The sequence below is a fragment of the Haloarcula limicola genome (assembly GCF_010119205.1).
Lineage (GTDB): Archaea > Halobacteriota > Halobacteria > Halobacteriales > Haloarculaceae > Haloarcula > Haloarcula limicola.
This window is the reverse complement of the sequence record NZ_WRXM01000002.1, coordinates 1010271-1023136: the sequence shown is the minus strand read 5'-3', so window position 1 is coordinate 1023136 and position 12866 is coordinate 1010271. Positions and strand designations below refer to the sequence as shown.

General features: G+C 68.3%; 10 protein-coding genes. 5 read left to right on the top strand and 5 right to left on the bottom strand.

What is annotated here, in order from left to right; all coding sequences use genetic code 11:
- Positions 1-22: 22 nt before the first annotated feature.
- Both GO488_RS14580 and GO488_RS14575 read right to left on the bottom strand, forming a co-directional pair.
- Entirely contained in the window at positions 23-1189 is a 1167-nt protein-coding gene (locus GO488_RS14580) for an inorganic phosphate transporter (RefSeq protein WP_162318545.1), read from the bottom strand.
- A gap of 58 nt (positions 1190-1247) precedes the next feature.
- The gene (locus GO488_RS14575) at positions 1248-1907 is read right to left on the bottom strand and encodes a hypothetical protein (protein WP_162318544.1); all 660 of its coding nucleotides are present in this window, start codon (positions 1905-1907) and stop codon (positions 1248-1250) included.
- Between the two features lie 658 nt (positions 1908-2565).
- On the opposite strand from GO488_RS14575, the gene hisA reads away from it, so the two are divergent.
- The gene (gene hisA / locus GO488_RS14570) at positions 2566-3312 is read left to right on the top strand and encodes a 1-(5-phosphoribosyl)-5-[(5-phosphoribosylamino)methylideneamino]imidazole-4-carboxamide isomerase (RefSeq protein WP_162318543.1); all 747 of its coding nucleotides are present in this window, start codon (positions 2566-2568) and stop codon (positions 3310-3312) included.
- Positions 3313-3375: 63 nt separating this feature from the next.
- On the opposite strand, the gene GO488_RS14565 is transcribed toward hisA, so the two are convergent.
- Positions 3376-7290, bottom strand: coding sequence for a glycoside hydrolase family 97 N-terminal domain-containing protein (locus GO488_RS14565; RefSeq protein WP_174242500.1), 3915 nt, complete (start codon positions 7288-7290; stop codon positions 3376-3378).
- Between the two features lie 128 nt (positions 7291-7418).
- Positions 7419-8483 carry a TrmB family transcriptional regulator gene (locus GO488_RS14560; RefSeq protein ID WP_162318542.1) on the bottom strand — a complete coding sequence of 355 codons (1065 nt, stop codon included), beginning with the start codon at positions 8481-8483 and terminating at the stop codon, positions 7419-7421.
- Between the two features lie 60 nt (positions 8484-8543).
- Between GO488_RS14560 and GO488_RS14555 the strand changes: the two genes are divergently transcribed.
- The 4 genes from GO488_RS14555 (at position 8544) to GO488_RS14540 (ending at position 12016) form a co-directional block, all read left to right on the top strand.
- Entirely contained in the window at positions 8544-9755 is a 1212-nt protein-coding gene (locus GO488_RS14555; RefSeq protein WP_162318541.1) for an MFS transporter, read from the top strand.
- Between the two features lie 493 nt (positions 9756-10248).
- Positions 10249-10836: an imidazoleglycerol-phosphate dehydratase HisB gene (gene hisB, locus GO488_RS14550; RefSeq protein WP_162318540.1), complete on the top strand. Its 588-nt coding sequence runs from the start codon at positions 10249-10251 to the stop codon at positions 10834-10836.
- A gap of 5 nt (positions 10837-10841) precedes the next feature.
- Entirely contained in the window at positions 10842-11345 is a 504-nt protein-coding gene (locus tag GO488_RS14545; RefSeq protein WP_162318539.1) for a TrpY family transcription regulator, read from the top strand.
- Between the two features lie 68 nt (positions 11346-11413).
- A complete protein-coding gene (locus GO488_RS14540; RefSeq protein ID WP_162318538.1) occupies positions 11414-12016 on the top strand; it encodes an IMPACT family protein in 603 nt (200 codons plus the stop codon).
- A 166-nt stretch (positions 12017-12182) separates the two neighbouring features.
- On the opposite strand, the gene upp is transcribed toward GO488_RS14540, so the two are convergent.
- Positions 12183-12860 carry a uracil phosphoribosyltransferase gene (gene upp / locus GO488_RS14535; RefSeq protein ID WP_162318537.1) on the bottom strand — a complete coding sequence of 226 codons (678 nt, stop codon included), beginning with the start codon at positions 12858-12860 and terminating at the stop codon, positions 12183-12185.
- Between the last annotated feature and the right edge of the window lie 6 nt (positions 12861-12866).

Here is a 12866-nt window from a genome sequence, read left to right as displayed (position 1 = left end):
TAAAGGGTACCGCCTCGCGCGTTCAGAGGACGTACTGGAAGACGAGATACGACGCCACCGCCGAGATAGTCGGCGTCAGTATCCACAGCATCACGACGCGGCCGGTCGCGGAGGGGTCGAACAGGTCCGCGGCGGTCGTCACCGACTCGGGGTCCTCTTCGCCGATTTTGGCGACCGGGTTCTTCTCGCCGGACCCCGAGGACGCGGGGTTCTCTTCGGCGTCGACGTTGAGCGCGCTGACCGAGACGCCCGTACCGCCGCTCCCGCCGGCGGCCGTTCCCGAGACCGCGGCACCGGCCGCGTCGGCCAACCGCGTGGTCCGAGTCGCCCGGCCCCACCCCAGCCCGACGACGCACATCGTCGCCGAGACGGCGAGGCTGGCGGGGATGCCGGCCAGCGACAGCAGGCTGATGATCGTCGCGCTCACCGTCTCGACGATGAGCGCCGCGAGTATCGGGAGTTCGGTGAGGTCGTTGCCGACGGTGTCGAGGGTGCGGCGGGCGATGGTGAACGCGCCGAGGCCGATCGCGGCCCCGGCGAGCGCGACGCCCGGGTACAGGTCGAGTTCGCCGCTCCCGACCAGCGGCGCGACGGCGTTGGCGACGTTCGACGCGCCCGCCGAGAACGCCATGTAACAGCCGATCGCGACCACGAGGAACTGCCCGACTCGCTCCCGTCGAGACGTTCCCGGATCGTCGGTCTCGAAGACGATGCGGGCCGCCAGATGGGGGTAGAGGTACCGGCCGACGACCGCCGACAGCCAGAAGGCGACGATGGGGGCGACCAGCCACCACGAGACGATGCGGCCCATCACCTCCCAGTCGATCGTGCCGCTGGCGACGCCCAGCCCGGCGATGGCCCCGACGGCCGTCATCGACGTCGAGGCGGGGACGCCGAAGAGGTTCGAGACCAGCAGGGCGAGCCCGACGAAGAAGAGGACCGTGACGCTCGCTAGGAGCGTGAACTGGTCGCTGGGGACGATGCGGCCGCCCATCGTCTCGATGACCTCCGTGCCGACGGTCGCGCCGCCCAGCAGCGCGAACCCGGTCATCAGCCCGGCGGCCGTCGTCTTCGAGATGGTGTCGCTCCCGACGGCCGGGCCGAAGGCGACGCCGGTCGAGGACCCCCCGATGTTGAATCCGACGAAGACGGCGACGGCTAAGCCGACGAGAAATAACAACTCGACCATACGGTTCCCAGCCCCGCCGGCCGTTAAAGGCTACCGACAGCGGCCTGCGGATTCGGAACTACCGTTCGCCGTCGTCGCTCTCGTCGTCGGCCGCGTTCCCCAGTCGCTCGCGTCGCTCGGCAGCCGTCTCCTCGACCTCGTTCGCGGTCGCTCTGGCGGCTTCGGCCTCGGCCGTGGCCGTCTCCGCGGTCTCCTTCGCGTCGGTAGTCCGCTCTTTGGCCGTCTCGGCCCGTTCGGTCGCCTCGGTCACCCGATCGGCGGCGTCGTCGGCCCCCGCCCACTCGGCGGCCTCCTCGACGTCCCCGGCGGTTCGCTCCACGTCCTCGGCGGCCTCGTCGACCGTCTCCGCGGCGTCCTCGACGGTGTCGGCGGTCTCCTCCAGTTCCTCGGCGGTCTCTTCCAACCGCTCGGCGGCGGCTTCGAGTTCGGCGGCCGTCTGTGCCACTTCGGTCGTGCCTCGCTGGTAGACCCGCCCGAGGACGACGAACTCCACGAGTCCCGCGAGGACGAAGACCGCCACGGCGACGCCCGCTGCCGTCCCGAGAGCCCCCGTCAGCCCCGCACCGAGGCCCACCACTCCCGCCCGTGCGACCGCGTAGACGAGCACCAGAACCGCCGTGATCGCGCCCGTCGCGCGGACGAACCGACGATACAGGTCGGCTCGTTCGCCGAACAGGAGCGATTCGAGTCCCGACGGTGCGGACCCACTATCTGCCATGTGCCTCGATGATGAGGGCCAAGTATAAGGGTTCCCCCGCCGGCGCACGGGCAGTGTTTACTTTAGCAGTTGTTGGTTCTCAGAGCCAGAAAGCCCCGGCTGTCATCGGAAGCGAAGCTTCCGATTGCCCGCGAGAGCTTCGCTCTCGCCCTGGCTGAACTCGGGGGCCTCGCTGTCGTCCGAAAGACCGCTGGTCTTTCGTGATCACGAGAGAGCAACGCTCTCTCGAACGACGGTCCTCACTGCGTTGCGGTCCTTGCGTCGTCCGCCGTCCTCAGAAATCAGAGATTTCTGATGGGCTGCACAAGAGCTTCGCTCTTGTGAACGTCGTTCAGCCAGCCACCGGGAGACCCTTGGTCTCCCGAGCAGTCGGCGCGTAGCGCCGACAACACCCCTTTCAGTACCACCCGACGCCGGTTGGTCAGCCGGCATGGGCGGGACTGAAAGGGGCCGCGCTCTCAGCGAACCCCGGTGAAGCAAGCACGCGAAGCGCGCGCAGCGAGCCGCGGGAGCTGAGAGCGTGGGGGCTTTCTGGCTGTTCGCAATCTCTGTCGCTTGACTAAATACGACCAGCGCGCGACTCGGTCTCTCACGAGAGGCGGTCCAGACAGATGCGCGGACCGACACGCTTTCGCCGGCCGCCGTCCCAGCCTCGGCCATGTTTCCCGAGTTCGAGGTGGTCCCGGCCGTCGACATGCAGGACGGACAGGTCGTCCAGCTGGTGGGCGGCGAGCGCGGCACCGAGAAGACGTACGGCGACCCCGTCGAGGCCGCACAGCGGTGGGTCGAGGCGGGCGCGCGCACGCTCCACCTCGTCGACCTCGACGGCGCGTTCGAGGGCGAGCGCGAGAACGCCGACGCCATCGACGCCGTGCTCTCGGCCGTCGGCGACGACGTGGCGGTGCAGTTGGGCGGGGGTATCCGCACCGCCGAAGACGCCGTCTCGCTCTTAGACCGGGGCGTCGACCGCGTCATCCTCGGCACCGCCGCCGTCGAGAACCCCGACATCGTCGCCGAGATAAGCGAGGAGCACCCCGAGAGCGTCCTCGTCAGCCTCGACGCCAAAGAGGGAGAGGTCGTCGTCTCGGGGTGGACCGAGGGCACCGGACTGGACCCCGCGGAAGCCGCGGCGCGCTACGAGGAGTTGGGTGCCGGCGGCATCCTCTTCACCGACGTGGACGTCGAGGGGCAGTTGGAAGGGGTCCGGACCGATCCCGTCCGGCGGCTCGTCGAGGCCGTCGACATCCCCGTCGTCGCCAGCGGCGGCGTCGCGACCGTCGAGGACGTGCTGGCGCTCGAAGACGCGGGCGCAGCGGCCGTCGTCGTCGGGAGCGCGCTCTACGAGGGACGATTCACGCTCGAATCGGCGATGGCCGCCGTCGAGTCGGGCGAAAGCGCACAGTAGCGAGCGCTGACGGTCGGAAAATAGAGAATGGAGAAGAGAGACAGAGAGAGATTCTACGAGCGGTTACTCGCCGAGCGACACGAACGGTAGCGTCGCCTTTTCGCTGTCGGAGTACGCCAGCGCGTCGGTCTGGTCGACGCCCTCGGGCGTGATGAGGTCCATGACGAGCGGTGCGTTGTCGACTGCCCCTTCCTTCGCGCCGCCGAAGACGTAATCCGCGTTAGTGACGTCGACCGGGCGGAGCGTCCCGCGGTCCTCGGACTGGACCATCGGCACGACCTCCAGGTCGGCGGCGTCCGCGCCGTCGAAGGCCTCGCTGTCGACGCCGAGCGTCACCGTGCCGTCCTCGAGGTCGGTGGCGACCCGCGGCGTGACTGCGTTCCCGTCGTCGTCGAGCACCGCGCCGCCGTTGGCGTTGACGAGATCGAGGTTGAAGCCGTCGACGCGGAGTCGGTAGTGCCACTCCTCCTCGAACTCGACGTTCGCGCCGAGGTCGTCGAGGCTGGTGGTCGACCCGCCGCTCTTCTCGGGGTCGCGGATCCAGCAGACGAACATCTGCGGGGAGAACCGACCGCTATTGAAAGTGTCGGTGAGGTTCTCCACCTTAAAGGCGTACTGCTGGAAGCTCGGCGTCTGGTTGACCGTGAACGAACGCAGGTCGAACGCCTCCGGCTGGAACGCGCTGTTGGTCGGATAGGTGTACGAACCCGGACCGTAGTCGTCGTCGTCGGGGTCGGTGATGTCGGCGACCGTCTCCGGCGGCTGCACCGTCACCGACGAACTGGCCAGCACCGTGCCGTCTGCCCGTTGGACGACCACGTCGTAGTCGCCGGGCGAATCGATCGTGTAATCGAACTCGACGGTCACGCCCGAGGAGTTCGGGGGCAGGCGGACGTTCGTGTTCGAGACGACCTCGCCGTCGACGACGAGCTCGACGTTCGTCCCGCCGATGAAGGCGCTGTCGTTCTCGCCGGTGGCGGTGATGAACGGTTCCTGCACGTACGGGTCCGCGTCGATTGAGACATCGAACTCCTGGGTCGGGCGCTCGTACTCGGGGAGGTCCCGGATCTCGCGGCCCTCGGCGCGGCGGAACCGGACCGCGGTCCCGCCGGACTGGGCCATCGAGGCGAGCAGCGTCGTGCTCGGGTCGACGACGGCCTCGGAGATCTCGACCTCGGTGGCGTCGGCCGCGCTGCCCGCGCCGATGCCGTCGGTGTAGATCTCGGCGACGTACTTCGGGCCCTTCGGGCCTCGGCCGTTTCCGTTGCCGGGACCGCGGCCGTTACCCGGACTGCACTGGTTCTTTCCGTTTCCGCGGCCGTTGCCGCGCCCCTTCTCCGCGCCGTCGCCGGGGCTGAGGAAGGAGAGCGGCACGTCGATGGCGCGGCCCTCCTCGTCGGTCATCGCGCCGAGGAACCACTCGTCGCCTTTCGCCCGAGCGGTGACGGAGTAGTCGGCGATGGCGGCGTCGACGACTTCGGTGTCGTCCCAGCCGCCGGCCGGGACGGCCTCGAGGAAGTCGAACTCCGGCACGGTGTCGAAGTTCTCGTGCTCCGGCGCGTAGCCGACGAACTCGGCTGGAATTGGCGAGGGCTCGCCGGTCTCGGTGACGGCGACCGTGTTGAGGTTGAACCCGCCGACGTCGCCCTCGAAGGAGCCGCCGGAGTCCTCGTAGTTCAGTTCGACGGCGACGGTGTTGTCGCCTTCCGAGAGCGAGACGGTCGTCGTGAAGACCTCCCACTGGTCCCAGTACTCGGTGAAATCCGGGTTGATGGGCCGCTCGTCGCCGTCGACCGAGAGCGTCGCCTGCGGCCCGCCGGCATCCTTCACGCGCTGGGCGTTCTCCTCGGCGTCGCTGGCGTAGCGCAGGTGGAGGTCGTACTCGCCCGCCTCGGGCACGTCACGGACGGTGAAGGAGACCGACGCGCCCGAGGGTTCGCTGTTGGGGTCGACGGGGACGTAGTGGCCGCCGAAGGCGTTGCGCCAGTCGTCGGCCGTTATCATTCCGTCGAGTTCGCCCGAGGTGGCCTGTAACAGCTCGCCGACCTCGAACTCGGGGCTGACGTACGCCTCGATGCGGTCGGCGGCCATCTGGAGCCCGGCGTGGTACGTCGGGTACATGGCGAGTTGCTTCGCGCGCGTCGTCTGGATGCGCCCGCCCGTCGAGTCGTTGAACGTGATGTCGAAGATCCCGGGCTGGTAGCTCATCGGGCCGGCGAGCATCCGGGTGAAGGGCAGGGTGACGTGGTGGTCCTCGTCCACGTCGGAGCCGAGGGCACCGAACCCGTCGTACTCCTGTGCCTTGACCGTCTCCGTCGCCGCGCGGTTGGGGTAGGTTCGGTGCTTGCCGGTCGGCTTGTCGGCCTCGTGGCGCTCGAGCAGCTGGCGGTTGGCCATCGCCTCGCGGGCGACGAACTCGTGGTGGTTGACCGCCAGCTGGCTGTGGTGGTTGTGCGTCGCGAACGAGCCGTCGCCCTCGAAGCCGAGGCCGCGGTTCGAGACGTAGCCGTTCTTGATGGAGTGGATGCCTTCGCCGTCGTAGCCGGCGAAGATGCCGTCTCGGATCTGCTCCTCGTAGTTGACGACGTTCCCGGCGGTCTCGTTGTGGATCGTGAACTCGGTCGCGGGGTCTAAGTTCGCCCCGTAGTCGGTGATCTCGAAGAGGTCGAAGTCGGGATAGGAGTCGTCGACGCCCATCTCCAGGCCCGTGCCGTCGCCGGGATAGGTGTCCCAGCCCTGGTTCCATCCCTCGGCGAGGACGCTATCGATACTGTTCTGGCTGGCGAACGCGAGGTAGCGCTTCATCCGCTCGGTGCGGGCCCCGTGGATGTAGCTCGCCGGGTTGTTGCCGCTGCTCTGTATCTCCTCGTCGGTCTTGTACTGCCAGTTCGCGCTGCCAGCGATCATCAGCCACCAGATGCCGACGTACTTCTTGGGCTCGATCCAGTCCGTGTCACCGTCGGCTGGCAGGGCATCCTCGTTCAGGTCGTCGTTCAACAGCGGGATGAGCGACGATTCGACGAGGTCGCCGGGGGTCGAACCCACCTGCACGGTCCGCCACGGCGTCACGTGGGGCGCTTCCGCCGAGACTCTCGTCCCGTCGGGCAGCGGTGCCAGCTCCGCCGAGAAGTCGGTCCCGCCCTCGCCGTCGGGCGCGATGGAGAGCGTCGCGTAGTCGGTCAGGTCGGCCTCGTGGACGCTCAGGTAGACGTCGTCGGCCTCCATCGTCAGCGGCGTGTGCGCGCCTTCGCGCGTCGGGGCCCCGCCCGGAATCTGCTCTTCGGTGTCCGACGCGATCTCGCTGAGCGGCGTCTCCTGGTACTCCGCCTCGAAGCGGCCCGGTTCGCCCTCCGGTTGGGCGAAGCGGTTCTCGATCCACCAACTTGTGTAGTCGTCGGCGAAGTTGAACGCGGTGTTCTCCGACGTGATGACGAAGTTACCCTCGCCGTCACCGAATACCTCGGGGAAGACGATCCGGAAGCCCAGTCCGTCGTCGAAGACGCGGAGTTCGAGCGTCGCCCGCCGACCCGGAATCGCCTCCTCTTCGAGTCCCACCCGGAGGTAGTTGTACTCCTCGCGAACGCTGTCGTACTGGTCCCAGATGGGGTCCCACCGCTCCACCTCGGACCCGCGCTCGCTGCCGGAGACCGTCAGGGCCGTCCCGTCCCCGTCGGCGCTCGCGCCGAAGGCCTGCTGGTTCTGGAAGTCGAAGCCGAGTTCGGACGGCGTCACGTAGGTGGTCCCGTCGACCGAGACGCTGTAGGTCGGGACGCCGTCGCCGACGTCCACCGTGACCGCGATGGAGTCGTCCGGCGACGTGACCGTCTGGGTCGCCGCGTCGTCCCCCGAAGTCACCGGCTCCGCCGTCGCGGCCGAGACTTCGCGCGAGAACGTCGCGGCCGCAAGTAGCGAGGCCAGTCCCCCTACGAACTGCCGTCTGCTGTACGCCGAGGAGCGTGTCAGTCTATCCTCAGACATCGATTGGGTACAATACCCCGGGGTGCGTTACTAATGTGTCTCTAAATATTGTTCCAATCGTTTAACCAGACAGTTTCGGCCATTTTACGGCCGACGGCCGGAATACCCTAAACCCACTCGTTACCGAGTTAATCGCCGTAGAGCGTGACTACAGTCGCGCCATACCCTTCGTAAAACGGGCTGATCCCCCCGCCGGCGTTGCCGGCGGCCACGCGACCGTCGGGCGTCTCGAAGACGATGTTGTTCTCGAAGGGGAAGTCGTTGTTCGGGTCGCCGACGAGGTTCTGTCGCACCGCGACGACCGGCACCCGCTCGTAGCGCACTTCCTCGTCGTCTAGGTCCCGGAGCGTCACGTCCGCCAGCAGGTCCCGCCCGGCCGCCCGGTGGAGCGCCGCGTTGGTCGCGGCCGTCCGCAAATGGTCGTAGGTCGTCGGCAGCGGGTCGGGGTCGGTGACGTAGCGGTCCTCGCCCATCGGCCAGAAGTTGGCGACGGTGTTTCCCAGCAGTCCGCTGGCGATCTCGCGCTGTGCGAACGCCACCGCGTACTCCTCGCCGTGCCGGCCCGAGAGGATGCCGTGCGAGCCGATGAGCCCCGTCGTCTCGTCGACGAGGACGAACGCCGGCGGGGTGGCGTCCCACGTCCGGACGACGTCGGCACACGCCGCCCAGTCGCGGTCGAGCGCGTCCTCGGTGAGCGGCGCGACCGCCAGCACGTAGACGAAGACGCCGCGTTCCCGGGCGGCCGCGAGGGCATCTTGCAGATGCGCCACCTCGGGTGCGGGGAGGACGAGAAACGCCTCCTGCTCGGCCTCCCGGAGGTAGCGCTCGGCGCGCTTCCTGACCGTCGGCCGCGAGTGGACGACTTCGACGGTCCCCGTCTCGGCGGCGGGTTCGGTGTACAGCGCCTCGACGCTCTCGCGGACCTCCTCCAGTCGGGAGGCGAACGACCCCATCGCCTCCTCGGGCGGGCGCGCCCGCAGGACAGTCGGGCTCGCCGTCTCGTCGATCGTCACCAGCCCCCGCTCGGTCAGCGCGCCCGCCAGTTCGTAGACGTACCCCTGCGAGACGTCGGCGGCCCGCGACACCTCGCTCGTCGTGGCCTCGCCCGCCCTGAGGACGGCCAGATACGCCTCGATCTCCTTCGCCGAGAGGCCGAAGGCTTCGAGGTGCTCGCGCAGCCTGTCGGTCGCCATGAGAGAGAATTGTGTAACTGGATACAAAATATTTTTCCACCTGTGGTCTGAGCCACACGTATGGGCGAGACCGCCGTCGCGCGAGAGGGCGAGACGACGCAGGAGAGCGACGCCCAGCGGACGAGTCGGCGGTGGTGGACCGTAGTCGCCTTCGCGTACATGGCGCTGGAAGGGGCGGCGCTGCAGATGCGCGGCGCGGTCGTCCCCGCGCTTCAAGAGACCTTCACCGTCCCGGAGTGGCAGTTGGGACTCGTCGCGCCGGCCGGGACCGTCAGTTTCCTGCTGGTGGTGATGCTCGTCGGCGCTATCGGCGGCCGCTTCGACACGCGCCGCCTCCTCTTGCTGGCCGTCGTCGGGACCGGAATCGGCGTCCTCGTGATGGGGGTCGCCCCCTCCTTCCTGTTCTTCCTCGCGGCGTCGTTCGGCCGGGAGAGCTTCGTCGGCGTCGGCCGCGGGAGCGCCCGACCGCTGTTGAGCCACCTCTATCCCGCCCAGCGGGGCCGCCTCTTCGGCTACTACGACATGATGTGGGCGGTCGGTGCCACCATCGGCCCGCTCCTCGTCGCCGCCGCCCTCGTCGTCGGCGACTGGCGGCTGGCTTACTTCGCGCTCGTCGTCGCGTTCGTCCCCCTCCTCCTGTTGGTCCGCTCGCTCCCGACGCCGTCGGTCGGCGGCGGCGACGACCCGCTCAGCCTGTCGGCGGTCCGCGGATTGGCTCGCCGCCCGGAAGTGGTCGCGATGTCCGCCGCCGTCTTCCTCATCGCCGGCTTCGAGGGCGGTATCTTCACCTGGCTGACGACCTACGCGCAGGGCCGGCTCCCGGGATCGGTGGCGACGGCCTCGCTGTCCGTCTTACTCGGGGCGTACATCCCCGGTCGGTTCCTCTCCGGGCGGCTCTCCGAGCGCTTCGGCTACGTCCGCCTCGCGACTGGACTGGTCGCGCTGACGGTGCCCGCCTTCGCGTACGCGTTCTTCGTCGCCGAGGGGTACGGCCTCCTCGTCGGCTTCTTCGCCATCGGGCTCGGGCTCTCGGGCCTCTACCCGACGATGGTCGCCTACGGCGTCGAGAGCGTCCCGGAGTACAGCACCCCCATCAACTCGACGGCCGCCGTCACGTCCTCTGCCGGGTTCGCCGCCGTCCCGGCGATAATGGGATTCGTCATCAGCGGAGCCGACGTCCTCCGGGCGATGCGACTGCTCCTGCTCCCGCTCTGTGTCCTGCTGGCGCTGTTGCTCGTGACCTGGGGCGTCATCGGCACCGCGAGCGACTGAGACTAGCAGCGGTCACGGGGAGACGGACGGCAGCGACAGCACTGACGGCCGGAACGTCCCGCTAGTGGGCGAAGAAAACATACCGTAACGGAAAGAAACGGGGCACAGAACAGCCAGAAAGTCCCGAAAGGCGCGAAGCGTCGTTCGACCCTCGCGGAATCAAAGATTCCGCTCAGTCCACCCGTGCCAGCCGATTGACCAGCTCTCGGGTGGGACTGAAAGGGGCCGGGGGCTCGATTAGCCCGGACGACGTAAGCACCGCAGGGAGCGTAGCGACTGAGGAGCACAGCGAGTCCCGGCAATCGAGCGGCCGGGGGCTTTCTGGCGGTCCTTGGCCGTGCCGTCCGTCGAGATTGCGACCGAATCGACTGTTTCTAGGCGCGTTCTCTGACAGTTCTATGCCGTTCGACCCGCACCCCTCAGGAAGTCGTGACTATCTCCGAGCGTCGCTAGCGGTCACAATTCCCAAATAGACGGCCGATAGAGACACCGTATGAGCGACCGCACGGCGGCCGTCACCCGCGAGACGGCCGAGACGGACATCGAGGTGACGCTGGACATCGACGGCGACGGCGACAGCACCGTCGACACCGGCATCGGCTTCTTCGACCACATGCTCGACTCCTTCGCCACGCACGGGCTGTTCGACCTGACCGTCCACTGTGACGGCGACTTGGAGATCGACGACCACCACACCGTCGAGGACGTGGCGATCGCGCTCGGCGAGGCCTTCGAGGAGGCGCTCGGCGAGAAGCGCGGCATCGTCCGCTTCGCCGACCGGAAGGTGCCGCTCGACGAGGCCGTCGCCAGCGTCGTCGTGGACGTCTCGGGCCGGCCGTACTTCGGCTTCGACGGCGAGTTCTCGCAGGGCCGCGTCGGCGAGATGACCAGCCACATGGCGAAGCACTTCGGGCGCTCGCTCGCCACGAACGCCGGGTTGACGCTGCACTGCGGCGTCACCGGCGAGAACGCTCACCACGAGATCGAGGCGCTGTTCAAGGGACTGGCGCGGGCGCTCGACGACGCGACGCGCATCGACGAGCGGCGGAGCGACGTCGCCAGCACGAAGGGCGAGCTGTAGCGTCGATGTTCGACGAGATCATGCGGAAGTTCGAGGACTCGCCGGGCCAGCAGGCGGTCATCCGCCTGCTGCTCGAACGCGGGTTCTCGGTCAACGAGGAGGGACGGGTTGTCTCCGGCGGCATCGAGATCCCGAACACGGGCATCGCCAGAGAGGTCGGCGTGGACCGCCGGGTCGTCAACGCGACGACGGACGCCATCCTCGAAGACGAGGAGTTGCGGCGCATCTTCCGGAACATCTCGGCGGTCCCCAGCCTCCTCGACCTCGCGCCGGTGCTCGACCTGACCGCCATCACCGTCTCGGTTCGGGCGGCCGACGAGGCGGGCATCGTCTCGGCGGTGACCGACGCCATCGCGGACCGCGACATCACCATCCGGCAGGTGCTGAGCGAGGACCCCGAGTTCACCGACGAGCCCCGGCTCTACGTCATCACCGACGAGGAACTGCCGGGCGAGCTGATAAACGAGATCCGGAACATGCCGTTCGTGCGGACCATCGAACTGGCTTGAGTCGATTTTCGAGACGGACGGAGCGCCGAAGGACAAGCGCTATTCGCGCGCCGCGAGTACGACCGGCCGTGGCAGAGAGCTACAGGACCGTCGCGGGCCGCGCCGAGGCCCGCTTCGAGGTGCGGGGCTCGGAGTTCATCGGTTACGTCGCGCCCGTCGAGACGGTCGAGGCCGCCGAGGCGTTCGTCGCGGAGATTCGAGACGCGCACGCCGATGCGACCCACAACGTCCCGGCCTACCGCGTGCGGGCGTCGCCGTTCCGCGAGTACTCGAACGACGACGGCGAGCCGAGCGGGAGCGCGGGCAAACCGGCGCTGAACGTCCTCCAGCAGCGGGACCTGGAGAACGTCGCGGCGGTCGTCACGCGGTACTACGGCGGGACGAACCTCGGCGTCGGCGGGTTGGCCCGGTCGTACTCGCGGGCGATCAAGGAGGGCGTCGACGCCGCCGGCGTCGTCGAGTCGGTCCCCCACGAGCGCTTCGCGGTCACCGTCGAGTACGACGATTCGGGCAGCGTTCGAGGGCTGTTGGAGTCCGCTGGCGTCGAGTTCGACGCCGACTACGCGGCCGACGTGACGTTCGCGGTCAGGGTCCCCGAGAGCGAGGGCGCGTCGCTCCGGGACCGCATCCGGAGCGCGACCAGCGGTCGGGCGGACATCGAGCGAGGCTGATCTCGCGGTCGCTATCGCTCTCTACGCTCGTTTCCGGTGGAAGACTCACCGCGCCGCCGCCCATTGTTCTCCAGTTGAAACGAAGGGGTTCGACGGCCGTCGAACTGCCGCGAAAAATCGCCGTGGCCTGCTGTTGTGCGACCCCGTATAAATCGCTTTCGAGTCGTCAGTCCGTCCGGAACGCCCGGTCCCCGGCGTCGCCCAGTCCGGGAACGATGAAGCCGTCCTCGTCGAGTTCGTCGTCGATGGCGACGGTCAGGAGGTCCACGTCCGGGAACGCCTCGGAGACGCGGACGATGCCCGGCGGCGCGGCGACGGCCGAGAGGACGATGAACTGCTCGGGGTCCGGCGACTCCTCGGTGATGTGCTCGACGACCTTCGTCATCGTCGACCCCGTCGCCAGCATCGGGTCGGCGACGATGACCGTGTCCTCGGGCCGGATCTCCGGGAGCTTCACGTAGTCGACGGAGATGGGGAACTCGCCGTCGTCGTTCATCCCCGCCGACTCGTCCCTGCTCGCCGAGATGACGCCCTGCCTGGCGCGCGGGAACGCCTTCAACAGGCCCTCGACGAACGGCGTCGCCGCCCGCAGGACGTTGACGATGACCACGTCGTCGAGACCCTTCACCCGCTCGCCCATCGTCGTCGTCATCGGCGTCTGTATCTCGACGTACTCGGTCTCGAGGCGGCCGTCGGTTATCTCGTAGCCGCAGATGCGTCCCAGCCGGACCAGTCCCTTCCGGAAGGCGACCTGTTCTGTCTCGACGTCCCGCAGCTTCGAGAGTTCGTCCTTCGCGAGCGCGTGCGTGACGACCGAGGCGTCGCCGCGCTGTTCGATTGTCATAGGCGA